We start from the raw sequence: 24,376 nt of genomic DNA on the forward strand, positions 1-24,376 counted from the left end.
GACTACTCCTCCCCCATCCTGGCCACCTGACACACCCCGACCCGGGTACCCCGGATGCTCATCTGCGCCCTGCCCGGTGGCTGGTGGGTGGGACGCAGACCCAGGATGGTGCCCTCCTCGCGGTCGGCGTCGAACAGCAGCACCTGGGGTGACTGGTCCTTGATCTCGGCGAGCACCGGATCGTAGAGCGCCCGGGAGGCCCCACCGGATTTCCGGGTGAGCACCACGTGCAGGCCCACATCCCGGGCATGTGGCATGAGCTCCCGGAGTGGTTGCAACAGCCCGGCAGGCAGCAGATCGTGGTCATCGATCACCAGATAGATGTCCGGGCCGGCCCACCACGAACGCTCCCTCAGCTGGGCGGGGGTGATCTCCGGGCCGGGCAGACGCGCGGTGAGGGTGGCCACCATGTCGGTCACCGTGGACTGCGCCGCGGTGGAGGTCGCACAGTAGGCGGCCACCATGGTCTCATCGAGGGCACCGAGGTGCGCTCGCCTGAGATCCATCACCACCATCCGGGCGTGGTCACGTCCCACCACGCTCAGACCGGTGGCGATCGTGCGGATGAGTGTGGACTTCCCGCACCCCTGGGACCCGAAGGCCATGAGATGCTGGCTGGTGGCCGGATCCCAGGTGAGGGTGGATAAGGCGGCACCACCCCGGGCGATCGGGATGCCCGCATCCCTCGTCGGCCCCAGCTCATGCAGGTGGATATCGGCCGGCAGCACCCCGAGGCGGGGCACGGGTTCCTGCCCGGTCGCCTCCGCCTGGGTGCACACATGCGCGATGTCCTGGGTGGTGGACTGGGCGATGAGGATCTGCTCACCCTGGAGGTTGAGTCCCCGTCCCGGGGCCGCGGGGACCCGCAGCTGCGCCTTGCGGTCGACGACGGAATCCATCGCCTCACCCAGTTTCAGCTCCAGGCGACCCGGGATGAGATCCCGGATCGCCGGTCGCATCGAACTCCACCGTTGCGTGCTGATCACCAGGTGCACGCGGGAGGCCAGGCCATGGGAGGCGATGTCCACGAAGGCATCAAACAGGTCCTCGAAGTCCTGGGTGATGCTCTGCCAGCCGTCCACGATGAGGAAGGTGTGGCGGCCCTCCGGGGCGTCGATGAGCGCGGTCACCTCGTCGATGACCCGGCGCACCCGCTCCGGATCACCGCGGTGGGCAACGCCGGCGACATGCGGCAACCGCTCCAGGTGGGACAGGCTGGTCCCGGAGAGATCCAGCACATAGAACCGGATCGCCCCGGTGGTGTGGGTGGCCGCCAGGGATACCACGATGCTGCGCAGGGTGGTGGACTTGCCGGTCTGCGGACCACCGCACACCACCAGGTGCCCCGAACCACCGGAGGGGGAGAAATCCACCACGAGGGGATCCTGGCGCTGGTGGTAGGGCCGGTCGATGATGCCGATCACCGCCATGAGGGATCCCACCTCCTCGGCGACCCCGCCGATGGGGATCTCGGCGGGCAGTGGTGGCAGCCAGATGCGGTGGGCGCGCAACCCGCGTGTCTCGGCGGCGGTGGTTGGGGCGGTGATGATGGCGTCGATAAGCAGCTCCTCACCCTGCTCGAGGACCGTCTCCGCGGTGGCGACGTCCCACCCGGTGAACAGGCGCACCTGCTGTGGAGTGTCGGCGCGTCGCACCTGGCGGCTGACCGGGCCGGAGACATAACTGGCCTGGAAGCGGGTGATGGAATCAGCCGCGGTGCGCAGATACCCCGCGCCGGGCTGGTTGGGCAGGTGGTAGGCGTCGGTGATGCCGAGGACCTGGCGTGATTCGGTGGCGGAGAAGGTCTTCAGGCCGATGCGGTAGGACAGGTGGGAATCCAGGCCCCGCAGGCGGCCCTCCTCCAGACGCTGGCTGGCCAGCAGCAGATGGATGTGCAGCGACCGGCCCAGGCGCCCCACCGCGACAAACAGATCCGCGAAATCCGGGTGCTGGCCGAGCAGCTCGGAGAACTCATCCAGGACGATGAGCAGCGCCGGCATGGGTTCCAGGTCATCCCGGGTGGCGGCCGCGGCGTTGTAGTCATCGACGTTGGCGAACCCACCGGCGCGACGCAGGTGCTCCTGGCGACGGTTCATCTCACCGGAGATCGCATCGTGCATGCGCTCGACCAGGATGGATTCCTCCTCCAGGTTGGTGATCACCGCAGACGTGTGCGGCAGGGTCTCGAACCCCAGGAAGGTCGCCCCGCCCTTGAAATCCACCAGCACCAGATTGAGCTCCGCCGGGGAATGGGTGAGCACCAGCCCGGAGACCAGGGTGCGCAGCAGTTCGGATTTTCCACTGCCCGTGGCACCAATACACAGACCGTGCGGGCCCATGCCGCCGTGGGCGGATTCCTTCAGATCCAGCACCATGGGGGTGCCGTGTTCGCTCAGCCCGAGGGGCACCGTGAGGCGACTGCGCGGCGACCGTGCCTGCGCCGGGGTGGTCCACAGTGTCTCCGGGCGCAGGTGGGTGTGGTCCGGGATGCCCAGCAGGGGCAGCAGTTCCCCGGAGGTGCGGGCCTCGGTGGTGCTGGCCCGACGGTAGGCGGTGAGCATCCGTCCGAAGGTGGCGGCCACCGCGAAGGGGACCTGGTCAGGTACCCCGAGGGTTTCCACGCCCTGGGCGGTGAACACGGTCAGTTCCCTATCCACATGCAGCAGCAGACCCTCCTGCTCCGCGCGCTGCCCCAGTTCGGTGCTGGTCAGCGCCCCGACGTTGATGATGCACGTCCACCGCGGATCATCGATGAAGGTCTCAGTGCCGTTGGTCAGCTCCGAATCGACGATGAGCACCCGGTGGGCGGCATGGTCCGGCTCCCGCGCATGCGGCACCCACTTCAACCAGTCCCACCCACCGTCATCCGGTGCTGCACCCCGCGCGGTCACACTGACGGTCTCGGGCCCGTGGTGGAACAACAACTGCACCACGATCGCCCGGGCCAGATCATGCGCGCCGGGACCGTTGAGCCCTAGGTACCGGAACGCCTGCAACTGGACCGCCACCGGCATACCCTGCACCGACCCCACGGCACGCACCGTGTGGCGCAGCGACACCGCACACACCGGGTCCAGATCCTCCGGGGCACCGGCATCCGGGACCTCAATGCCCGGTTGCAGGCTCGTGGTACCCAGGCCGAAGCGGATCTCCAGGCAGTCCTGGTCCTGGGTGGAACGCTCCCACATGCGCCTCGACCCCAGGCGGGACCACAGACCCGACGGATCGGGGTGGCGGTGCAGCTCGTGGGCGCGCTGAGCCTGCGCATGATCCAGAGCCTGGTGGCGCAGGGCACCCAGATGACGCATATAGGTCCGTCTGGTCTCATCGGTGTCCCGGCCCTCTTGCGGGCTGAACATCATGGCCATGGACATGATCATCATGAGCGGGAAGATGAGCACCATCGGGTTGAGCTGACCGCTCATCATGATCATCAGCGCCACCATCGCCAGCACCGCCGCCACCATGATCACCGGCAGCAGCACCTTGATCAGCGGGCGCGGCGCCGGTCTCTCCGCCGCGGGCACCGGTTCCGCCACCAGGGGCACGGTGGGCAGCGGGGGTGCCGGATCGCGCTCGGACCAGGTCATCTGCTCCACGATGTAGCCGGCGACGCGCGCGGGATCGCCTACCGGGGTGCTTGTCGACGCCTGGTTGTCCCCCACTGCGCCACCGTCACCCGGGCCCGTGGTTGCTGCCCGACCGGGATAGACGATGCGTGGTGCCGGTGGTCTGGGTGGTCCCGGCGTGATGCCGGTGTCCCCTCCCGTGGTGAGTGTGGTCAATTGCGGTTCCTCCCCGAAATGGTCAACCTGTGTCATCGCCACCGCGGCCACCCGCGTGGAGACGACTCTCATCCATGGTTGGACTGCGCAACCGGCCCGGAGGTTCCCTCTCAGGGTCAAAATGGGTGTTTTCTCACCAAACCGTTTTCTGACCAGCATCTTTGGCAGACTTACGAGGCAGCACACCTGATTTCACATCATCTGAGGGGGAAAACGTGGCGATCGACAACGTGCTGCGGGTCAGCGTCCGCATCGATCTCACCGTGGGCAATAAACCCTTTGCCATGGCTGATCTGTCCCTGCCTGCCTGGTCGAGCCTGGCGGAGATCCTCGAGGAGGTCCTCGACCTCACCGGGGCCCCGACCATCTCCCGGCCGTGGGTGGCACGTACCGCGACGGGGATCCCCATCGACCCGGGCATCCCACTGTCACACACCCAGCTGGAACAGGGCGGGGTGCTCGTGCTGTCCCCCGAACGCGATCTGCCCGCCCCGGTGATCCGCGATGCCGCCGAGGCCCTGGTGGAGCTGTCCTCCAGTACCCGCACCATCGGCCTGGTGGATCTGCTCACCCTCACTGGTCTGGCGGCGGTGGCTGTCCTTCTGGCCGGGCCCGTGGCCGGTGGGGTGGATCCGGGTATCCGCATGCTCATCCTGGCGGTGATCTGCGTGATCATCCTGGCCTGGTTGCCGCGCAGCACCGCACCGGAGGCCGCGACCCCGGTCACGCGGGTGGTGCTTCCGGTGTTCATCACCCTGCTTGCGGCCACCGCCGCTCTGGTCACCGTGGTTGATCCACTGTCCGGCACCACCGGGGAACTCGCCTGGGGCCTGGTGTGTGCCTCCGGTGCGGGACTGACCGCCGTGCTCCTCCTGCACCTGGTGTTCACACCGGCGCTGATGGTCAGCGTCACCCTCACCACCCTCCTGCTCCTGGCACCGGTTGTCGCCGCCGGGGCGGGCCTGAGCCGGGCCGATGATGATGTCAGTGGTCCGGCCGCCATCACCATCGCCGTGATCATGGTGTTGCTTGGTGCGGCCCCGAAACTCTCCGCGGCACTCGCGGGCCTGCGCGTGCCCACGCTACCCACCGCAGGACAGGACCTCTCGGTCAGTGACAACGGGAGGACCGACCCCACCGCCACGGCCACCCGGGCGCAGACGCTGTACGACGCCCAGGTCCTCGCCCTCTCCCTCACCGGCGCGCTCCTCATCTTTGTCGCCTCCGGGCCGGGTACCTGGTTCACCACCCTGTTCGCACTGGTCACCACCATCGCCTGCCTGCTGCACGCCATCCGGCAGAGCAGGGCGGTTCCCACCTGGTCACTCATGGTGCTGGCCTGCGCCGCACTGATCACCACGGTGGTCTCCGCCTCCCGCCAGGAGGATTCCTGGGTGGCGGTGGTCCTGGGTGTTCTCATCGCAGCCCTCGCCGTCACCGTGGCGGTGTGGATCCCACGGATCCCCACCCCGGAACCGACCACCATCGTGTGGCTGGAACGCATCGAATCCATCTGCGTAGCCGCCACCCTGCCCCTGGCACTGCATCTGCTCGACGTGTTCGGCATGCTGCGCGCACTCAACATCGGTATGGGTGGGTGAGATCGCTCGTGACTCCACAGTTGTCCCCACGTCGGCCACGCCGTCTGCTGGCGTGCAGCATGATCCTCACCACGGTCGTGCTCCTCGGTGCCCCTGGTCCGGGAACGCGGGCCCAGGACGCCGGACCGGGCGTGGTGGAACCGATGGACTGCCCCGCGGTCTCCCCTGTTGATCCCACGCTGCACCCCATGGATGGGGACCTTGCCGATTCACTGGACCGGGCCCACCGGATCGCCACCGGCCATGATGTGACCGTGGCGGTCATCGACACCGGTATCTCACCCCATCCCCGCCTCCCCGGAATCCACCCCGGCGGTGATCTGGTCGGGGCGCATCAGCAGGAGGGGATCCCGGGTGAACTCATCGACTGCGACGGCCATGGCACCATCGTCGCCGGCATCATCGCCATGCGCCCGGACCACGGCTCCGGGTGGCCCTATGACGGCACCGGTGACAACCACGTCGGCATCGCTCCCGCAGCTAATCTCATCGCCATCAAACAGACCAGTGCCTTCGTGCGCCATTCCGGCGACACCGGTGTGGGCACCCTCGGCACCCTCGCGGATTCCGTCCACCGTGCCCTGGATCAGGGCGCCCACATCATCAACATCTCCGTGGTGTCCTGCATCCCCGCCACCCATGAGCACCCGGGGGCGATCCATCCCCTGGACGAGGCCCTCTGGCGCGCCGAACACCAGGGGGTGGTCGTGGTGGCCGCGGCCGGCAATGTGGGGCAGGACTGCCCCGAAGGTTCCACCGTCTACCCCGCCCACGCCGAGACCGTGCTGGCGGTCTCGGCGCGCTTCGACTCCCACACCATCGCCTCCTACTCCGTGGCCTCCGACCAGCAGCTGCTCTCCGCGCAGGGGCTCATCCCCACCGGGTTGTCACCACGCGGGGACGGGTTTGTCAGCGGGGTACTCGCCCAGTCCGGGCACAACCCCTTCGAGGGCACCAGCTTCGCCGCACCTGTAGTCAGTGGAACAGCAGCCCTGATCAGACAACGTCATCCCCATGCCTCACCCGCGGAGATAAGGGCACGCATCCTGGCCAGTGTGGATCCGGCCCGCGGTGCGGTGGATCCCTACCGGGCGCTGACCATGGAACCGGCACCAGCCCCCGTCCCGGCGCGCGAAGTCCACATCAGTGCCCCTGCCCCACCGGATGACTCCGCGAGGAGGAATGCGGTGGCGGTCCTGGGCATGGTGGCTGCGGTGGTCACCGCCATCGCGGTCACGACAGGCCGGTGGTGGGGGTCCCGTCAGCGGCTGAAGCCCAGCCACTCCATGAACTCATCCGCCCAGGGCAGGGTGCCGTAGTTCCACATCGCCCAGAACGTCACGGCGAACACGATCCAGATGAAGACAAGCAGCACCGCCATGGTGAGCATGCGAAAACGGAAGGATTTGGTGGCGTACCAGGCGAAGAAGCGGTCGTACTGGTGCACGCCCCACCCGAGTAATCGTTTGGCCCAGTCCTGTTCCAGGGACAGGATGCCCACACCGATGAAGGTGGTCAGCCAGCCCTGTCCGGGCAGTGGAATGGTGATCAGGCCGATGATCATCACCACCCAGCCCAGGATCAGCGTGGCGGGGCGGACGAGGAATCCGTATTTCTTCTTCTTGCTCCGCTCGTGGGCGTCCTGGAGGCGTTCGATCCGGTCCTGGACCAGTTCACGCATTGTCCCCATAGAGTCAGTACCGCCCCTGTGGGACGGGTGGAAACGGTGCGCACGCCACGATGGTGGTGGCACCGGCTGATCCGTGTGGGGTCATCGATGTATCCTGCCAAATCCTCAAGCCAATAGACAACAGTAGATAACTTTACCCAACGGGTGCCCCGCTCACCTGGCAGTTTCATCGGAGTTGTCACCCCAACTCCCCGGTGTCAGTACAACGCCCTAAGCGCATCCCCGGCGGACAGGTCACTGCCCTGCGGGAGCAGCGCCAGGATCTGCCACGGCACCTCCGTGACCTCCTCCACCCCCAATGCGCTCATGCTGGTGCCGTCGGCCACCGCATGCACCAGGCCGGTGTCGGCCACCAGGTAGTAGCCGTGACCGCTGTCCACCCCCACAGCGCCGGTGGGTGGGGCGTGGAACTCCACGGCCACGGACTCCCCGGACAGTTCCACCCCGGGTTCCAGGGAATCGACCATCATCACCCCACCCAGGCTGTCGGCGCACAGCAACCGGTCCTCCACCTCCACCCAGTCCAGCAGGGTGGCGGGCAGGGTCATCGGCAGGGCGGAGGTCTCGGGATAACCGCCGATGACCGGGCGGATCTCGTGGACGGTGTGGGCACCGGCGTCGATGAGCATCCCGTGTTGCAGCGCCGTGATCGGCTGCAGCGCCTCCCCCACCCGCATCCATGACCGGGAGCCCGCCTGCACCACCTCAGGCAGTGGATGCGGAAACGCCACGGCCGGGTGTTCGGGGATGAGGTTGAGCATGTCGTGGTTCAAATGCCACACCGGGGTCGCATCGGTGATCCCCAGGTGCCTGCGGATCACGCGCCCCTCAGGGGTCTCAGGTCCCGGCATGACCGCGCGCCCGGCGCCGGTGATCAGGTGCCAGGTCAACCCGCCGTCGACGCTTTGCGACGCCCCGACCACCCCCTGTCCCGCCCGCAGTGCCGGGGGTTGCTCTCCCAACACGGCCACGTGCATGAGGCCGGTGGCCTCATCCTGGCACCCCAGCCAGGTTGCCTCCCGGTTGGGGGCGTCGGCGATGATGGGTGGGGCGTCGACAAGCCCGACGGGCACCCCGCGCGGTGTGGCGTTGATGATGGCGTCGCTGGCGGGCACCGGGTCGACCGGTTCGCCGACGATCAGGCGCGCGGAGGCGAGGTTGACCACCGGGTGCACCTCCTCATCGAGGCGGACGAACAGAGCGCCGGACTCCGCGCGGATGACAGGTGCATCGCCGGGGTCGATGGCGGGGCGGAACAGGGCCATCGCCACGGAGGCGACAGCCATGAGCACACAAGCCACCGCGCCGAAGATCAGGGCCCGGCGGCGTCGGCTGAGCGGATCGTGGATCATGCGGACATCACCGAGCACCAGGCCGTGTTCCACCCTGCGCACCAGGAACTTATGCCCCGATACCTGCGCGCTGGTGGTGGGCATGAGAATCCCCTCAGCCATGGCACCCCTCCCCGCCGACAACACTAAAGACGCCTGTGACCTTAGTGCAGGTCACAGGCGTTTGTCCGGGGATGTGAGGTTGTCCACCCTGGAGCAACCGGTGGGAACCTTCCGCCCGGTTGCGCAGTCTAACCCTGGTTTGTGCCCACCGGCTCAACGGACTGCGGACCGGGTGTCCAGGAGTTGCGGGATAGGACCTCCTCGGTGGTTGTCAGCTGCGGGTCCGGGGCGAACGGGCCGTCCACGGCATCCTCGTCCTGATTCGTGGTGGGGCGGTGGTAGTAGGTCTCATCCCACTCCTCCTCGGTCTCCGCCAGACCGAGCTCACCCTTGGTGGGCAGTGGGGGCAGCGGCTCCGGGGAATTACCCGGTGCGCGCATCTGATCCAGCTGCTCATCGGTGAACAGCTGGTTCACGGCGAAGATGGTGACATTCTCCTGCCGGTAGACCGGGGTGACACCGGGGGTTGTCCACAGCTCATCGTAGATCCGCAGGTTCGGTTCCTGGAAGGCCCAGAACGGCCACGGGGAGGCGTAGAAGAAACCAGCATTGAGGTCCACTGCGGCCTGATCCACATCGTTGGCCTGATCGGGATCACCGTCATTGCCAGCGCCCAGCAGCTGGGGCCACCAGAACAGCAGGGCCGTGGCCGTGCCCTCACCGGCGGCCGGCCAGGCGTAGTGCCGGGAGACGGACTGCAGGCCGTTGTAGGCGTACATCCATCCATGGCCGTCAGCCGGATCGCCCATCACGCGTAGTTCCCTGCCCCCTGGCTGCTCGATCAGCCAGTCCCAGGCGGCGCGGTCGGCGTCGTTGACCATGCGGTCATTGTGCGGGGCCATGATGCTGAATTCCGACCCCTCCTCCACCAGGTCGCGTGCCCATGCCTGCACCGGCACCGCCACCACGAGGGCCAGCACCACCGACGCCGCGGCCGAGACCTTGGCGAACTGTTTCACCGGGCCCAGGCAGATCAGTCGGATCACCGCGGCCATACCGACGCCGGCCGCTGCGAAGGTGAACAGTGCCACCGGCATGATGAGACGGTGCCCGGTGGAATAGTGCAGACCACCGATGATGCCCAGCCAGTCACCCCACGGCTCACCGAACGGTTTGAGCGAGTTGACGGTCAGCGCCAGGCTGACGAAGTAGAACAGCGGCGCCCACAGGTTGATGCGCCACACCAGCGCCACCACGCCACCGATCGCGGCGAAGACGAGCAGCGGGGTGAGGTCGATGTCACCGAAGGAATCGACGTGGCGGGTCTCCATGGTCAGGGCCTTGATCCACGATTCCGTGCGGGTGACATCCACCTCCGCGGAATAGGACAGCACATCCTCGGTCTGTTCCGCCCCGGAGAGCACCTGGGGCAGCACAAGCAGGGCACCCACGATGCCGGTGACGGCGAGGATGCCCACATCCCGCAGGCGCACCAGGGCCCCGCGGGCAATGGTGGCGGAGGCGCGGCTGGGTTTCCACAGCAGGTGGGTCAGCCACCACAGCGCGAGGGCGAGCACGACAATGGTCACCGCCGACGGGTGGAGCTGGAACATACCGATGAATGCCACCAGCGCGGCGAGGATCCGCACCGGGGCGTACGGCAGCGACATGAACAGGGCGAGCACCACACCTGAGGCACCGATGGCGGCCACATACGGCCAGGCACCGACGTAGTTGCCCACCCAGAACAGCACCGGGGACGCGATGACCGCCAGGCCCGCGAACCCGGCACCGATCTGGGCGGTCAGCCCACGGTTGTTGATCAGGCGCCAGGCGATGAGCGCCACCGCCAGCGGTATCAACAGCCCCGACAGCACAATGCCGGTGAGGTTGGTGGCCTCATTGGGGGTCAGCTCCGCCAGGTCGGAGACGAGGAACGCGCCGGCGTGCCAGGCGGAGGGGTAGAACAGTTCCTGCTGCGTCTCGATGTTGCGCAGCTCCCCCATCCGGGTCGAGGACGCGATACCGGTCTCCGCGATGAACCGCACCGTGGACGCATGCCAGTGCACATCCCAGCCCTGGACGATGTCATCCAGGCCGTGGCGGGTGCTCAGCAGCAGATCAAGGGCACGGTCGATGATCAGCCAGGCCCCCACGCCCACACCGGCCGCGGGCAGCAGCCACCGGTGGTCGAGGAGCCCACCGTTGCGGGCGTAGGTGAGCACCGAGCGCCACCGGTTCGGGGGCTCAGACGTGTCCGCGGGCACCTCCTCCAGTGCTTCCTCAGATGCTTGTCGACGCCCCTCCCGCCGCCGTCGAACCACCGCCACCGTGATCCACCCCAGCCGCCAGACGAGCGCCACCACCGCTGTGATGAGGGTGGCGATGGTGGCGGAGCGGACGTCGAAACGCATATCCCACATGCCCAGCACCCAGGCGGCCATGCCGTAGATGCCGAAGGAGACCGGGATGGACGCCGCCGCCGCCCACGGCAGCTTGAGCCCGGAGATCCATGAGACCACCAGACCGGGGACGGTGAAAACGAGCAGAGCTATCCACACTGTGGTCAGCATGTCACCCCACCCACCGGATTTTTGATATCAGACACGCAATGAGTGTATCGCTGACCGTCGAGCCTGTGGTCGAAGGCTCGCGGATTCACCCGGCAGCACCAGGCAGCGCTTCACGCACGGCGCGGGTTTCCTCGGCACGGGCCAGGAGCTGATCATCACCGGGGTAGTCCACCCCGACCAGGCTCAGACCCTTCGCCGGGGCCACCGGCACATCGGGGCTGCGCTCGGAGGCAGTAAGCAGCTGTGCGGTGAAATCCCCCGCCCGGCGCCCCTCCCCGACCGCCATGCAGGACCCCACCAGGGAGCGCACCATGGACCAGCAGAAGGCATCGGCGACCACATGGGCCTCGTAGAGCTGGGGTTCGGTGGGGGTGGACACATCATGCCAGGTGAATTCCTGCAGCTCACGCACCGTGGTGGCATTCGGCTTGGCCTTGCAGAACGCAACAAAGTCATGGAGGCCGATGAGGACATCGGCGGCGGTCTGCATGGCCTGGATGTCCACCGGTTTGGGCCAGGTGGCGGTGTCCCGCACACGGGTGGGCAGCGGCCCGGCGGGGTGGGTGGTGATGCGGTAGACATAGTGTCGGCGCAGCGCAGAGAAGCGGGCGTCGAACCCCTCGGGGGCGTAGGTGACCCCGTGGACGCGGATATCCTCCGGCAGGAGTCGGCTCAGGCGGCGCACCAGCTTCGTGGGATCCCCATCGATGGAACGCTGCTGCAGCGCCTCCTGGGCGATATCGAAATGGGCGACCTGGCCGGCGGCGTGGACACCCGCATCGGTCCGACCCGCCACCGTCAGGTCAACGGGGGCACGCAGCACCATGCTGAGGTTGTCCTCCAGGACCTTCTGCACGGTCCGAAGATCACTGTCACCCTGCCTGGCCCAGCCGTGGAAATCGGTGCCGTCATAATCAAGATCAAGTCTGATCCGCACGGTTGGACTGGTTGTTGTCAAGAGTCTCCACTGCCTTTCTGAGGGCGTCATCAATTTCTTCCCGGTGGGCGTCGCGTTCACTGCGCCGCTGCCACTTCCGCTGTTCGTGCTGGCGCCAGGTGGGTTTACGCCACAGTGCAGCCCCCAGCGCAACCGTCCACACCGACAACGTCCCGAACCACACCCGCTCGAAGAAGCCCGGCAGGTTGGTGAACGGACCCAGCACCACCAGGGCCACGAAACCACCGATCGAGACCAGCAGCAACACGATGGTCCAGTTCAGGTAACGCCCGTGCAGCACCGGCAGCAGACCCCGGTCCACCGCATGGCTGGTTGTCTGGACCGCGATCATCATGGCCAGCCACATCGTCACCGCATAGGCCATCCCCGCGATGTCGTGGATACCACCCATCCCCTCACGGGGATACCATCCCACAGTACCCAGGCACATTCCCGCCACCGCCACCAGCACACCCACCCGCCGGCGACCGGCCACGGAATCCCGGCGGGTGTGTCGCCCACCTGCGAACAGCAGCATCACCGCCGCCACCACCTGCAGCGCACCGGCGAGCAGCATCCCCCGGTTGAACCAGTCATGACCTGGACTGCAGAGATAGCGGGGCCCGAACACATCGCGCAGATGGACGCACCCGGTCACACCGAGATCACCGATGAGGTGCTCAGTGGGATAGTAGTAACCCTGCCACCGCACAGCGGCCACCACCTGCCCGATCAGGCCCACGACCGCACTGACCACCAGGAGAAGGCCGGAGAGTCGGTACACCATGAATCCATTGTTCCACCCTGCCCGGGGGTTGGGAAGGCCACCTGACTGTGCCGGGAGATGAGAAACACCCCGCACCTCCTGCCGCGGTGGGCCGGTGGTACGGGGTGTGTCTTCAGTGGATCAGAGGAGGGGGAGAATTACTTCTCTTCGTCCTTCTTCTCCTCAGCCGGAGTCTCTTCTGCAGGAGCCTCGTCAGCCTGTGCGGCCTCGGTGGTCTCTTCTGCAGCGGTCTCCTCGGTTACCTCTTCAGCCGGGGTTTCTTCAACCGGGGCCTCATCGGCGGTCTGCTTGGAGGCTGCTGCGCGAGCGGCACGGGTGGCCTCTGCGGAGACGGTCTCCTCCAGAACGAGGGAGATCTGGGACATAGGGGCGTTGTCGCCCTTACGGTTCTCCAGCTTGATGATGCGGGTGTAACCACCGGCACGGTTCTCGAACTTGGGTGCAAGCTCGTCGAACAGGTAGGCAACGATGTCCTTGTTGGGGATCAGTGCCAGAACGTTACGACGGTCTGCGACGGTACCGGACTTTGCCTTGGTGATCAGCTTCTCGGCGTAGGGACGCAGAGTCTTTGCCTTGGCATCGGTGGTCTTGATAGCGCCGTGCTCGAACAGCGAAGCAGCCAGGTTAGAAAGAATCTTCTTCTGGTGGCTCGCGGAACCGCCGAGACGGGCGCCCTTCTTAGGGGTAGGCATGGTGTACTCCTCGTGTACGTATGGTGTGAGCGCGGCCCGGGGGCCTATTGCGACTTACTCGGAATCTTCCGGCTCAACATCGATGTAGCCACCAGTCTCGGCGTCGTAGCCTTCAAGGGTGGATGGATCGAAGTCTTCAGGAGCATCCTTCAGGGTCAGACCCAGACCGGCGAGCTTGATCTTGACCTCATTGATCGACTTCTGTCCGAAGTTGCGGATATCCAGCAGATCGGACTCAGCGCGCTCAGCGAGCTCACCCACGGTGTGGATGTCCTCGCGCTTGAGGCAGTTGTAGGAACGGACGGAGAAGTCCAGATCCTCAATCGGCATGCTGTAGGCGGCGATGTACTCGGTCTCCTGTGGGGAGGGTCCGATCTCGATGCCTTCAGCAGCGACGTTCAGCTCGCGGGCGAGACCGAACAGTTCAACCAGGGTCTTGCCTGCCGACGCCAGGGCGTCACGCGCGGAGATGGAGTTCTTGGTTTCAACGTCGATGATCAGCTTGTCGAAGTCGGTGCGCTGCTCCACACGGGTGGCCTCGACCTTGTAGCTGACCTTCAGGACCGGGGAGTAGATCTGATCGACCGGGATACGGCCGATGTCACCACCGGTTGCGGTCATGGTGGCGGGGACGTAACCACGTCCACGCTCGACGATGAGCTCAATCTCCAGCTTTGCATTCTCGTTCAGGGTTGCAATGTGCAGATCCGGGTTGTGGATCTCCACGTCTGCAGGTGGCTCGATGTCGCCGGCAGTGACGACGCCCGGGCCCTCCTTGCTGAGGTGCATGACCACCGGCTCATCAGAGTCGGAGGACAGAACCAGGCCCTTGATGTTCAGGATGATGTCGGAGACATCCTCCTTGATCCCGTTGATCGTGGTGAACTCGTGGAGCACACCGTCGATCTTCACGCTGGTGACCGCTGCGCCCGGGATGGACGACAGCAGGGTACGGCGGAGGGAGTTACCCAGGGTGTAACCGAAACCCGGCTCCAGAGGCTCAATGATGAACTTGGAACGGGAGGAATCGATGAATTCCTCGGTGAGGGTAGGTCGCTGTGAAATGAGCATTGAAGAACTCTCCTTGAATGACGCCCGCTATTTGACGTCGGTAGGCGGAAAGGATGATGAATGCAGGAAGAAACCTGCCAGCCCGGCGGAATGCCGGGTGGGCAGAAATTACTTCGAGTAAAACTCGACGATCAGCTGCTCCTGCAGCGGAATGTCGATCTGAGCGCGCTCGGGCAGCTGGTGCACGAGGATGCGCAGGGTAGACGGAACGACCTGCAGCCAGGCCGGAACGATGGCGTCGACGAGGTTGTCCTGTGCCTCTTCGAACCAGTTCATCTTCTGTGACTTCTCACGGACATCGATGATGTCGTACTGAGAAACGCGGAAGGACGGAACGTCGACTGCCTTGCCGTTGACCTGGAAGTGGCCGTGGGAGACGAGCTGACGTGCCTGGCGGCGGGTGCGTGCGAGACCTGCGCGGTAAACGACGTTGTCGAGGCGGGACTCGAGCATGACGACCAGGTTTTCACCGGTCTTGCCCGGGCGACGGTTAGCCTCGGCGTAGTAACGACGGAACTGCTTCTCCATGACACCGTAGATGAAACGAGCCTTCTGCTTCTCCTGGAGCTGCAGCAGGTACTCGGACTCCTTGATGCGAGCGCGTCCTGCCTGTCCCGGAGGGTACGGGCGACGCTCGAATGCCATGTCTCCGCCGATGAGATCGACGCGAAGGCGACGGGATTTACGGGTTGCTGGGCCGGTATAACGAGCCATTATTTATCCTCTTCCTTCCCTATTAAACGCGACGACGCTTCGGCGGACGGCAGCCGTTGTGTGGCTGTGGGGTCACGTCGGAGATCGAGCTGACCTCGAGGCCGGCGGCCTGGAGGGAACGGATAGCGGTTTCTCGGCCCGAGCCCGGACCCTTGACGAAAACGTCAACCTTCTTCATGCCGTGATCCATTGCCTTGCGGGCAGCGTTTTCAGCGGCCATCTGGGCAGCGAACGGAGTGGACTTACGGGAGCCCTTGAATCCGACGTGACCAGAGGAAGCCCAGGAGATAACGGCGCCGTTCGGGTCAGTGATCGACACGATGGTGTTGTTAAAGGTGGACTTGATGTATGCGTGGCCCTGGGCCACATTCTTCTTTACGACGCGACGGCCGGTACGGCGCGCGCCAGAGCGTGCTTTAGGAGGCATGTTCTACTTCTTCTTTCCGGCGATCGTCTTCTTAGGACCCTTACGCGTACGCGCATTGGTCTTGGTGCGCTGACCACGAACGGGCAGGCCACGACGGTGGCGCAAGCCCTGGTAGGAACCGATCTCAATCTTGCGACGGATGTCAGCCTGAACCTCGCGGCGGAGGTCACCCTCGACCTTCCAGGTGGCTTCGATGACGTCACGAAGGGAAGCGATCTGCTCGTCCGTGAGGTTGTCGGTGCGCAGGTCAGGAGAGACGCCGGTCTCCTCGAGAAGCTGCTTGGCTCGGGCTGGCCCGATGCCGTAGATGTAGGTGAGAGCGATCTCCATGCGCTTATTGCGCGGAAGATCAACACCAGCTAGACGTGCCATATGGCAGTTACCTTTCCGGTTGTTGCGATGGTTTGCTCCGTACTCGTCCACGCCAAACAACGCTTTCCCCGGACGGAAACCGGGATGTGGGTTGTGATTCGCGAGGCTCCAGCCATCGATACCTGGAGGTGAGTCAACGCAGACGGATGTCCCGCCTGCGCCCTGAAATACGGAGGCTCAGATGTTTACTTGTAGCGGTAAACGATGCGACCGCGGGTGAGGTCGTAGGGCGACAGCTCTACAACAACGCGGTCCTCGGGAAGGATACGGATGTAGTGCTGGCGCATCTTTCCACTGATGTGGGCGAGAACCTTGTGTCCGTTGTCGAGCTCGACACGGAACATTGCATTCGGAAGAGGTTCGACAATGCGACCCTCAACCTCGATAGCGCCTTCCTTAGCCATATCCTCCACATTCCCAGGGCTATGACTTTCGTCCGGCCCCTTCAAGTTTTTCCACTGCAAATTGCGGCATGCACACATGATGCGTGAACACCGTCGATTAAGATTACACGGGCCTGTGCTAAATACCAAACTCCGGCTCATCTGACAACGTGGACCCCCATCCTGCTCGCCGTCATGTGCGCCTACCAGCACCGACCAGCCACTCCCCCGGCCTCCGGCCGTGAATCTTTCCCCGCAGTCACCCCCACAATGGAGGAAGGGGCATCAGAACCCTGCCCTGATGCCCCTCATACCCGTGTATGTCCGGGGAAAACTAGTAGATGTAGACCATGTCGCCGATGCCGACGTTGTTGAAGTAGTGGATAGCGTCCTGCTGGTTCAGGCGGACACAACCGGCAGAGGTACGGGCCACGTTGCCCTGGTGGAAGGCGTGGCCATTGTAGGTGAAGTACATCGCGTACGGCATCGGTGCGTTACCGAACTCGTAGGAGATCTCATCCTTGACCTTGCGGTTGATGTAGAAGGTGCCACGCGGGGTCTCCTGGCCGATGCCACCGGAGGACACCGGGACTGCACCGTAGACGACCTGTCCGTTGTTCTGCAGCCAGGAGCGGCCACCGTCGATGTCGACGCACACATCGGCCGCGGGTGGGCAGGAACCACGGTCGAAACGGGCGGCGGCTGCTGCGCGCTCGGCGGCGGCCTGTGCTGCTGCCTGCGCCGCAGCCTGTGCCTCGGCCTGTGCGTTACGGGCGGCCTGCTCGGCGGCGAGCTTCTCCTGGATCAGACCGGGGAAGATGCCGTTGACGGCGGCATCGACAGCATTCTTGATCGGCAGACCAGAGGGCCCGAGTGGATCGACCTGGGCATGGATGTTGTTGCGGGTTACCCAGGCCCCCTCGCGGGAGTCACTGGTGATCTGCGCGATCGAGTTGGTGATCTCCGTGTTCAGTTCAGCACTTCCCGCTGCATAGTCCTGGGCCGAGGCGGTTGCCGGCGCACCGAGGACAGAGGCGGTTGCGGCGATGGCGCTGATGAGGGCGACCACCCCACGCTTGGCGGACTTGTTGGTGCGGGTGCGAGATGAGTTCTGCATGTGAAGGAGTATATAAGCAAATGCGAACATACTGGAGTTACCCGCTGAATAAAGTGCGCCCTCCACACCCGTCCCCTCGGTTTCACCGGGCAACAAACCATTGCATAACTAATCAAGCATCACACCCACAAAACTGGCAGTACCCCCGTTCCGCCAGAATTAGGGCGGGGGCGGGGTATGGGGATCTACCGACGTGGGGTGAGAATCCTCGGACCATCGGCGGTGGCGGCAACGGTGTGCTCCCAGTGGGCGGCGTAGGAGCCGTCCAGGGTGACCACGGTCCAGTCATCCTCCAGCACCGCGGAATCGGTGGTGCCGAGGGTGAGCATCGGCTCGATGGCCAGCACCGAGCCCTCCTGGATCATCGGCCCGCGGTTCGGTTTCCCCTCATTGGCCAGGTAGGGATCCTCATGCATGGTGCGGCCGATGCCGTGTCCTCCGTACCCGTCGACGATGCCCAGGTGGACGCCGAACTTCTCCTCCGCCCGACGGGTGGCCTTCTCCAGTGCGTTGGAGACATCGGTGAGCCGGTTGCCGGGCACCATGGCCTTGAGGCCTTCCATGAGGACCCATTCGGTGGCATTGTTGAGCGCGATGACGTCGTCGTCAAGCTCCCCGATCCCGAAGGACCACGCCGAGTCGCCCACCCAGCCCTCGAACGTCGCACCGCAGTCGACGGAGACCAGGTCGCCGTCCTCCAGGACGACCTCCTTCGACGGGATGCCGTGGACGATGACCTCGTTGACGGAGGTACAGATCGATGCGGGGAAGCCCTGGTACCCCAGGAACGTCGGGGTGGCACCGGCCTCGCGGATGACGGTCTCGGCGATCTGGTCGAGGTCGTGGGTGGTCATGCCGACGCGGGACTCCGCCCTGACCGCCTGGAGTGCACGTCCGACGATCTCGCCGGCGGCCTGCATCGCGTCGAGCTCGCCGGGGGTCTTGGCGGCGATGACGCGCTTTTTGGAACGGAAACCCATGGGGATCCTCTCTGGGTAGATAACTGAAAAGTTGGGAACGGCCCTGAGGCGGATAGGCAGGTATGCAACACAAATGGCCGGTCCCCGCAGTGAATGCGGATACCGGCCAATTCTGCGCTCTTCAGGCCCGCTTAATCAAATGGGCCATCAGAGTTGAAGCCTGGGAACTGGGGTTTACTTACCCAGCGCCTCGAGGGTGCGGGCGTTGATGTCCTCAACGGACCCTTCAGCCTCGATGTTGATGATCTTGTCGCCGTAGTGGGCGATCAGCGGTGCGGTCTCATCGCGGTAGACACCGAGACGGGTGCGGATGGTCTCCTCGTTGTCGTCGGCGCGACCACGGGAGAGCATGCGCTCGACGACGATGTCCTCGGAGACCTGGTAGTTGATGACACCGTCGAGTGGGTTGCCGGCCTCGTCGAGGAGGTCAGCCAGGATGTCGGCCTGCTCGACGGTGCGGGGGAAACCATCCAGGAGGAAACCCTCGGCGGCGTCGGACTCTGCCAGACGGGACTGAACCATGCGGGCGGTGACATCGGTGGGCACCAGCTTGCCGGCATCAATGTACTGCTTGGCCTCGATGCCGAGCGGGGTGCCCTCGCCGATGTTGGCGCGGAACAGATCTCCGGTGGAGATGTGCGGGATGCCGAGCTTCTCAGAGAGGATGGCTGCCTGGGTGCCCTTGCCGGCACCGGGGGGACCAAGGAGAACGAGTCGCATTATTTCAGAAGTCCTTCGTAGTTGCTTTGCAGGAGCTGGCTCTCGATCTGCTTGACCGTGGTCAGTGCAACAGAGACGAGAATCAGGATTGCGGTGCCACCGAATGGGGTGGCTCCGGCCGAACCGGCGTCAACGCCAAGATCCAGCATAATGTTCGGCAGCACCGCGATGAGCGCCAGGTACAGCGAACCGACGAAGAGCAGACGGTTCATGACGTAACCGAGGTACTGGGCGGTGGGGCGTCCTGGGCGGATACCCGGGATGAAACCACCGTACTTCTTCATGTTCTCCGCCTGGTCCGCCGGGTCGTACTGGACGGAGACGTAGAAGTAGGAGAAGAAGATCGTCAGGGCGAAGTACAGAACAATGTACTGCCAGGAGGACGGGGTCTGCAGGTGCGCGATCACATTGCGCTGCCACCAGTTGTCGGTGACCTCGAGGGAACCCGAGTTGACGATCTGGGTGATCAGCACCGGCATGTAGATCAGCGAGGACGCGAAGATCACGGGGATGACGCCGGCCTGGTTGACCTTCAGCGGCAGGTAGGTGGAGGAACCACCGTACTGGCGACGACCGACCATACGCTTGGCGTACTGGACCGGGATGCGGCGCTGACCCTGCTCGACGAACACGACACCGATGACCAGGACCAGCACGGAGGCCAGGACGACAGCGAAGACCACACCACCGGAGTTGCCGAGGATGTTCATGCCGTCGGTGGGCAGGCGGGTGGCGATACCGGCGAAGATGAGCAGGGACATACCGTTGCCCACGCCCTTCTCGGTGATCAGCTCACCGAGCCACATCACCAGGATCGCACCGGCGGTCATGGTGACGACGAGGATGAGCAGATCGAAGAAGGTGCGGTCCTCATTGAGCACCCGGATGCCCGCACCGAGCAGCTGCTCACGGTCCGCGAGAGCCACGATGCCGGCCGACTGCAGCAGTGCCAGCGCCAGGGTGAGGTACCTGGTGTACTGCGTCATCTTCGTCTGGCCGGACTGCCCCTCCTTCTTCAACTGCTCGAAGTGGGGAATGACCACGGTCAGCAGCTGCACGATGATCGACGCCGTGATGAACGGCATGATGCCGATGGCGAAGATGGACAGCTGCAGCAGCGCACCACCGGAGAACAGGTTGATCAGTGAGTAGACACTCGACTGATCCTGAGTCAGGTCGCGCAAGCGTCCGCTGATGGATGCGTAATCAACTCCCGGTGACGGGATCTGAGCACCGATGCGGTACAAAACGATCATCGCAATAGTAAAAAGAATCTTTTTGCGTAGATCGGCGTCCTTGAATGCCTGGATAATGGCGGACACGTATCCTCCTGGATCCCATACCGCCCAGCGGATCATCTATGGGAAAATGTCCGATAAGCAGCGGGATAATGTGTTTCTGGTCCTACCCCAATAGCAAATTGGGCATGATTGACTTTTTCACCCTACCAGCACCCTTTCATTTCCGGCATTTGAACAGCTCGATTGTTGGGTGTGTCATACCTCATCCACCCGGTCCTCACAGCCGGGCGTTCCGGGTGAATAATGACCGAACCGTTGAATGACATGCACCCACCCCACCAGAAAAGGAACCCACCCCATGGCAGGAGGCAACCGCACCCCGGGCAGGACGGTGACATCGAAGGTGATCGCCGTTCTGGGCGCCTTCGAGAAATCCACCCGCCCGCTCGGCCTGACGGAGATCGCGGAACTGGCAGATCTGCCGGCCAGCACCACCCACCGTCTGGTCAATGAACTCACCGAGGGAGGGCTGCTCAGCCGGAAGTCGGATGGGCGGTACCAGCTGGGTCTACGCATCTGGGAACTGGCGCAGAATACCGGCCGACAGCTGCGGGACACCGCCAAACCGTTCGTGCAGGATCTCTACTCCTTCACCGGGGAGACATCGCAGCTGGTGGTCCGGGACAACAATGAGGCCCTGCTCATCGAGCGTGTCTATGGATCCAAGAAGGTGCCCCGCTCCTCCCGCGTAGGTGGGCGCCTGCCATTGAGCTCCACCGCGGTGGGCCAGGTCCTGCTCGCCTTCGAGGAACCGTGGGTACGGGAGGCCTATCTCAAACTCCCCCTGGAGGCTACCACCGAGCATTCCGTCACCGACCCGGAGGTGCTGGCCGAGGAGCTCCGCAGGATCAGGACCCAGGGCTATTCGATCTCGGTGGATGAGCAGAGGATCGGGGCGTCCTCGATCGCGGTGCCGGTGTGGCACACCGGCAGGATCGGTGCCGGACTGGGCGTGGTGGTGGCCACCTCCCAGTCGGCGAACATGGAACGTTTCCTGCCTGTCCTGCAGGCCACCAGCCAACGCATCAACAAGGCGACCGCACACATCCCCCTGGACACACTTCTAGCCTCCACCCGGAGGGATTCCCGGAAGGATTCCCGGAAAAGTGGGAGGTGAGACACCACCTCCCACCTGCCCCGATCCACCTTGATTCCACTGAGTGGAAATCCAAATAGGCTTTACATCTCCCCCGGGCGCACAATTGGTCAACAATACAGAGTGACCACAATCACGATGTTGAACCGAGAGTGATTCGCAACATGGAACCCCGGTGCGGTAGCTCCCACCGCACCACCGGGATTCTGACAGGAGATGACATGACTTCCGACTCGACCACCGCACTGTCCACCGCACCCGAGGCCACCTCCGGTGGCTGCCCCTTCGGCCACGGTAACCCCGACGCGGCGAGCACCCCGGCCACCAGCCACCACGGTTATGAGCCCTTCAACATGACCAACCCCTTCCCCGCCTACGAGGAACTGCGCCGGGAGGAGCCGGTGATGTTCGACGAGCGCATCGGCTACTGGGTGGTCACCCGCTATGACGACATCAAGGCCACCTTCGACGACTGGGAGACCTTCTCCTCCGAGAACGCCCAGGCCCCGGTGCGCAAGCGCGGCCCGCAGGCAACGAAGATCATGGAGGAGGGTGGCTTCACCGCCTACTCCGGTCTCTCCGCCCGCATTCCCCCGGAGCACACCCGTATCCGTGCGATCGCCCAGAAGGCCTTCACCCCACGCCGGTACAAGGCCCTGGAGCCGGACATCCGCGCCAACGTGGTCGCCCGCCTGGAGACCATGCTCGAGCAGGGCGCCCCGGCCGACATCGTCCCGGCGCTGGCCTATGACATCCCCACTATCACCATCCTCACCCTCATCGGCGCGGATGTGTCCATGGTGGACACCTACAAGCGCTGGTCCGATTCCCGCGCGGCGATGACCTGGGGCGACCTCAGCGATGAGGAGCAGATCCCCCACGCCCACAACCTCGTGGAGTACTGGCAGGAATGCCAGCGCATGGTGGCCGACGCCCACGCCAACGGTGGTGACAACCTCACCGCGGATCTCGTCCGCGCCCAGGAGTCCGGCCAGGAGATCACCGATCATGAGATCGCCTCGCTGCTGTACTCCCTGCTCTTCGCTGGGCATGAGACCACCACCACGCTGATCTCCAACTGCTTCCGGGTCCTGCTGGCCCACCGCGACCAGTGGGAGGCACTCATCGAGGATCCGAAGAAGATCTCCGCCGCCATCGACGAGGTGCTGCGCTACTCCGGGTCGATCGTGGGATGGCGTCGCAAGGCGCTCAAGGACACCGAGATCGGTGGCCAGCCCATCAAGAAGGGCGAGGGCGTCCTGCTGCTCATGGGTTCGGCCAACCGCGATGAGGAGCGTTTCGACGATGGCGAGAGCTTCGACATCACCCGCCCGAATGCCCGCGAACACCTCTCCTTCGGTTTCGGCATCCACTACTGCCTGGGCAACATGCTGGCCAAGCTGCAGGCGAAGATCTGCCTCGAGGAGGCCACCCGCCTCGTCCCCTCCCTCGAACTCGCCGATGACCAGCCGGTGGAGTTCCGCGAGAACCTCTCCTTCCGTGTGCCCATCTCCGTCCCCGTGACCTGGTCCAACTAATACGGGCCCCATCAGAGTTAAAGGAAACCATCATGACCAACAGCCTCAACATCCCGTTCGTGCAGCGTTTCGACGAAGGTCTGCCTCCCCTGCTGGAGGTCCTGGGCGGCAAGGGCGCCTCCCTGGTGTCCATGACCGAGGCCGACATGCCGGTGCCTCCGGGTTTCGTTGTCACCACCGCCTGTTTCGACGAGTTCATCCGCGAGGCCGGCGTGGCCGCGGATATCGAGAAGTACCTCAGCGACCTCGACCCCGAGGATGTCAACGAGGTTGACCGCGTCTCCGCCGTCATCCGTGATGAGCTGTGCAGCCGCCCGGTGCCGCTCGTCGCCCGCAATGCCGTCCACGATGCCTACCGCGAGCTCATGGCCAAGTGTGGCGGGGATGTCCCGGTCGCGGTGCGGTCCTCCGCCACCGCCGAGGACCTCCCGGACGCCTCCTTCGCCGGCCAGCAGGACACCTACCTCTGGCAGATCGGCCTGGCGGCCGTCACCGAGCACATCCGCAAGTGCTGGGCCTCCCTGTTCACCTCCCGCGCCATCATCTACCGCATCAAGAACAACATCCCCAACGAGGGCCTGTCCATGGCCGTGGTGGTGCAGAAGATGGTCAACGCCCGCGTCGCCGGTGTGGCCATCACCATGAACCCCTCCAACGGTGACCGCTCCAAGCTCACCATCGACTCCTCCTGGGGTGTCGGTGAGATGGTGGTCTCCGGTGAGGTCACCCCGGACAACATCCTGCTGGACAAGATCACCCTCCAGGTGGTGTCCGAGCACATCGGTGACAAGCACGCCGAGCTGGTCCCCGACCCGGAGGCCGGCACCCTCATCCAGCGGGATGTCGAACCGGAACGCCGCTCCACCCGCAGCCTCACCGACACCGAACTCGAAGCGGTTGCCGTGATGGCCAAGCGCGCGGAGAAGCACTACAAGTGCCCGCAGGACATCGAATGGGCACTGGACGCCGACCTCCCCGACGGCGAGAACCTCCTGCTCCTGCAGTCCCGCCCGGAGACCATCCACTCCAACGGCGTGAAGAAGGACACCCCCACCCCGGCAGCAGCCGCACCCACCGCAGGTGCCTTTGATTTCAGCTCGATCACCGCCGCGATGACCGGCGCGAAGTAAGTTCCTCCCCTTTCCTAGACCACCTCGGCGATCATCTTTTCGTCGAAAAGCATCTTTTTCAGGAGTCT

At 64.7% G+C, this 24,376-nt stretch carries 21 protein-coding genes; 5 read left to right on the top strand and 16 right to left on the bottom strand.

Annotation, left to right across the window (positions count from 1 at the left end; genetic code table 11):
* Nucleotides 1-2 precede the first annotated feature (2 nt).
* Nucleotides 3-3,590: a type VII secretion protein EccCa gene (eccCa, locus tag H9627_RS03735; protein ID WP_191732860.1), complete on the bottom strand. Its 3,588-nt coding sequence runs from the start codon at nt 3,588-3,590 to the stop codon at nt 3-5.
* A 410-nt stretch (nt 3,591-4,000) separates the two neighbouring features.
* Between eccCa and eccD the strand changes: the two genes are divergently transcribed.
* Together eccD and mycP are read left to right on the top strand one after the other, a co-directional pair.
* The gene (eccD, locus tag H9627_RS03740; protein ID WP_191732684.1) at nt 4,001-5,386 is read left to right on the top strand and encodes a type VII secretion integral membrane protein EccD; all 1,386 of its coding nucleotides are present in this window, start codon (nt 4,001-4,003) and stop codon (nt 5,384-5,386) included.
* An 8-nt stretch (nt 5,387-5,394) separates the two neighbouring features.
* The gene (mycP, locus tag H9627_RS03745; RefSeq protein WP_404826190.1) at nt 5,395-6,705 is read left to right on the top strand and encodes a type VII secretion-associated serine protease mycosin; all 1,311 of its coding nucleotides are present in this window, start codon (nt 5,395-5,397) and stop codon (nt 6,703-6,705) included.
* On the opposite strand, the gene H9627_RS03750 is transcribed toward mycP, so the two are convergent.
* From H9627_RS03750 to secY, 15 genes are all read right to left on the bottom strand, one after another.
* Nucleotides 6,648-7,076 carry a TIGR02611 family protein gene (locus H9627_RS03750; protein ID WP_191732685.1) on the bottom strand — a complete coding sequence of 143 codons (429 nt, stop codon included), beginning with the start codon at nt 7,074-7,076 and terminating at the stop codon, nt 6,648-6,650. The genes mycP and H9627_RS03750 overlap by 58 nt on opposite strands.
* A gap of 197 nt (nt 7,077-7,273) precedes the next feature.
* A complete protein-coding gene (gene eccB / locus H9627_RS03755; RefSeq protein WP_191732686.1) occupies nt 7,274-8,530 on the bottom strand; it encodes a type VII secretion protein EccB in 1,257 nt (418 codons plus the stop codon).
* A gap of 128 nt (nt 8,531-8,658) precedes the next feature.
* Nucleotides 8,659-11,043 (bottom strand): DUF6541 family protein, encoded by a 2,385-nt coding sequence (locus tag H9627_RS03760; protein WP_191732687.1) that lies wholly within the window; start codon nt 11,041-11,043, stop codon nt 8,659-8,661.
* An 85-nt stretch (nt 11,044-11,128) separates the two neighbouring features.
* Nucleotides 11,129-12,031: a tRNA pseudouridine(38-40) synthase TruA gene (truA, locus tag H9627_RS03765; RefSeq protein ID WP_191732688.1), complete on the bottom strand. Its 903-nt coding sequence runs from the start codon at nt 12,029-12,031 to the stop codon at nt 11,129-11,131.
* Nucleotides 11,964-12,767 (bottom strand): DUF998 domain-containing protein, encoded by an 804-nt coding sequence (locus tag H9627_RS03770; protein WP_191732689.1) that lies wholly within the window; start codon nt 12,765-12,767, stop codon nt 11,964-11,966. Before H9627_RS03770 ends, truA begins: the two co-directional genes overlap by 68 nt.
* A gap of 137 nt (nt 12,768-12,904) precedes the next feature.
* On the bottom strand, nt 12,905-13,459 hold the full coding sequence (gene rplQ / locus H9627_RS03775; protein ID WP_191732690.1) for a 50S ribosomal protein L17: 555 nt from the start codon (nt 13,457-13,459) through the stop codon (nt 12,905-12,907).
* Nucleotides 13,460-13,513: 54 nt separating this feature from the next.
* The gene (locus tag H9627_RS03780) at nt 13,514-14,530 is read right to left on the bottom strand and encodes a DNA-directed RNA polymerase subunit alpha (protein ID WP_191732691.1); all 1,017 of its coding nucleotides are present in this window, start codon (nt 14,528-14,530) and stop codon (nt 13,514-13,516) included.
* A gap of 108 nt (nt 14,531-14,638) precedes the next feature.
* A complete protein-coding gene (gene rpsD / locus H9627_RS03785; RefSeq protein ID WP_191732692.1) occupies nt 14,639-15,244 on the bottom strand; it encodes a 30S ribosomal protein S4 in 606 nt (201 codons plus the stop codon).
* A gap of 22 nt (nt 15,245-15,266) precedes the next feature.
* Nucleotides 15,267-15,671 (bottom strand): 30S ribosomal protein S11, encoded by a 405-nt coding sequence (rpsK, locus tag H9627_RS03790; protein WP_011075047.1) that lies wholly within the window; start codon nt 15,669-15,671, stop codon nt 15,267-15,269.
* Nucleotides 15,672-15,674: 3 nt separating this feature from the next.
* Nucleotides 15,675-16,043, bottom strand: coding sequence for a 30S ribosomal protein S13 (rpsM, locus tag H9627_RS03795; protein ID WP_011075046.1), 369 nt, complete (start codon nt 16,041-16,043; stop codon nt 15,675-15,677).
* A 185-nt stretch (nt 16,044-16,228) separates the two neighbouring features.
* Complete coding sequence (gene infA / locus H9627_RS03800) at nt 16,229-16,447, bottom strand: translation initiation factor IF-1 (RefSeq protein ID WP_003854422.1); 219 nt, start codon at nt 16,445-16,447, stop codon at nt 16,229-16,231.
* 313 nt (nt 16,448-16,760) lie between these two features.
* Entirely contained in the window at nt 16,761-17,543 is a 783-nt protein-coding gene (locus H9627_RS03805; protein ID WP_191732693.1) for a L,D-transpeptidase, read from the bottom strand.
* A gap of 185 nt (nt 17,544-17,728) precedes the next feature.
* Nucleotides 17,729-18,523 carry a type I methionyl aminopeptidase gene (gene map / locus H9627_RS03810; RefSeq protein WP_191732694.1) on the bottom strand — a complete coding sequence of 265 codons (795 nt, stop codon included), beginning with the start codon at nt 18,521-18,523 and terminating at the stop codon, nt 17,729-17,731.
* Nucleotides 18,524-18,697: 174 nt separating this feature from the next.
* Nucleotides 18,698-19,243 carry an adenylate kinase gene (locus H9627_RS03815; RefSeq protein WP_191732695.1) on the bottom strand — a complete coding sequence of 182 codons (546 nt, stop codon included), beginning with the start codon at nt 19,241-19,243 and terminating at the stop codon, nt 18,698-18,700.
* A complete protein-coding gene (gene secY / locus H9627_RS03820) occupies nt 19,243-20,565 on the bottom strand; it encodes a preprotein translocase subunit SecY (RefSeq protein WP_191732696.1) in 1,323 nt (440 codons plus the stop codon). Before secY ends, H9627_RS03815 begins: the two co-directional genes overlap by 1 nt.
* Before the next feature lie 277 nt (nt 20,566-20,842).
* Between secY and H9627_RS03825 the strand changes: the two genes are divergently transcribed.
* The 3 genes from H9627_RS03825 (at nt 20,843) to H9627_RS03835 (ending at nt 24,308) form a co-directional block, all read left to right on the top strand.
* Nucleotides 20,843-21,661 (top strand): IclR family transcriptional regulator, encoded by an 819-nt coding sequence (locus tag H9627_RS03825; protein WP_191732697.1) that lies wholly within the window; start codon nt 20,843-20,845, stop codon nt 21,659-21,661.
* 200 nt (nt 21,662-21,861) lie between these two features.
* Nucleotides 21,862-23,178, top strand: a complete 1,317-nt coding sequence (locus tag H9627_RS03830; RefSeq protein WP_191732698.1) for a cytochrome P450 — start codon at nt 21,862-21,864, stop codon at nt 23,176-23,178.
* 32 nt (nt 23,179-23,210) lie between these two features.
* Nucleotides 23,211-24,308, top strand: coding sequence for a PEP/pyruvate-binding domain-containing protein (locus H9627_RS03835; RefSeq protein ID WP_191732699.1), 1,098 nt, complete (start codon nt 23,211-23,213; stop codon nt 24,306-24,308).
* Nucleotides 24,309-24,376: the final 68 nt, after the last annotated feature.

Origin of the sequence: Corynebacterium gallinarum, from assembly GCF_014837045.1 — a bacterium.
Classification (GTDB): domain Bacteria; phylum Actinomycetota; class Actinomycetes; order Mycobacteriales; family Mycobacteriaceae; genus Corynebacterium; species Corynebacterium gallinarum.

Bases quoted from the DNA above. Each gene is read 5' to 3' on its own strand.
- eccCa (WP_191732860.1), bottom strand. From the start codon at position 3,590: ATGACCTGGTCCGAGCGCGATCCGGCACCCCCGCTGCCCACCGTGCCC.
- H9627_RS03750 (WP_191732685.1), bottom strand. From the start codon at position 7,076: ATGGGGACAATGCGTGAACTGGTCCAGGACCGGATCGAACGCCTCCAG.
- eccB (WP_191732686.1), bottom strand. From the start codon at position 8,530: ATGGCTGAGGGGATTCTCATGCCCACCACCAGCGCGCAGGTATCGGGG.
- H9627_RS03760 (WP_191732687.1), bottom strand. From the start codon at position 11,043: ATGCTGACCACAGTGTGGATAGCTCTGCTCGTTTTCACCGTCCCCGGT.
- truA (WP_191732688.1), bottom strand. From the start codon at position 12,031: ATGACGCCCTCAGAAAGGCAGTGGAGACTCTTGACAACAACCAGTCCA.
- H9627_RS03770 (WP_191732689.1), bottom strand. From the start codon at position 12,767: ATGGTGTACCGACTCTCCGGCCTTCTCCTGGTGGTCAGTGCGGTCGTG.
- rplQ (WP_191732690.1), bottom strand. From the start codon at position 13,459: ATGCCTACCCCTAAGAAGGGCGCCCGTCTCGGCGGTTCCGCGAGCCAC.
- H9627_RS03780 (WP_191732691.1), bottom strand. From the start codon at position 14,530: ATGCTCATTTCACAGCGACCTACCCTCACCGAGGAATTCATCGATTCC.
- rpsD (WP_191732692.1), bottom strand. From the start codon at position 15,244: ATGGCTCGTTATACCGGCCCAGCAACCCGTAAATCCCGTCGCCTTCGC.
- rpsK (WP_011075047.1), bottom strand. From the start codon at position 15,671: ATGCCTCCTAAAGCACGCTCTGGCGCGCGCCGTACCGGCCGTCGCGTC.
- rpsM (WP_011075046.1), bottom strand. From the start codon at position 16,043: ATGGCACGTCTAGCTGGTGTTGATCTTCCGCGCAATAAGCGCATGGAG.
- infA (WP_003854422.1), bottom strand. From the start codon at position 16,447: ATGGCTAAGGAAGGCGCTATCGAGGTTGAGGGTCGCATTGTCGAACCT.
- H9627_RS03805 (WP_191732693.1), bottom strand. From the start codon at position 17,543: ATGCAGAACTCATCTCGCACCCGCACCAACAAGTCCGCCAAGCGTGGG.
- map (WP_191732694.1), bottom strand. From the start codon at position 18,523: ATGGGTTTCCGTTCCAAAAAGCGCGTCATCGCCGCCAAGACCCCCGGC.
- H9627_RS03815 (WP_191732695.1), bottom strand. From the start codon at position 19,243: ATGCGACTCGTTCTCCTTGGTCCCCCCGGTGCCGGCAAGGGCACCCAG.
- H9627_RS03825 (WP_191732697.1), top strand. From the start codon at position 20,843: ATGGCAGGAGGCAACCGCACCCCGGGCAGGACGGTGACATCGAAGGTG.
- H9627_RS03830 (WP_191732698.1), top strand. From the start codon at position 21,862: ATGACTTCCGACTCGACCACCGCACTGTCCACCGCACCCGAGGCCACC.
- H9627_RS03835 (WP_191732699.1), top strand. From the start codon at position 23,211: ATGACCAACAGCCTCAACATCCCGTTCGTGCAGCGTTTCGACGAAGGT.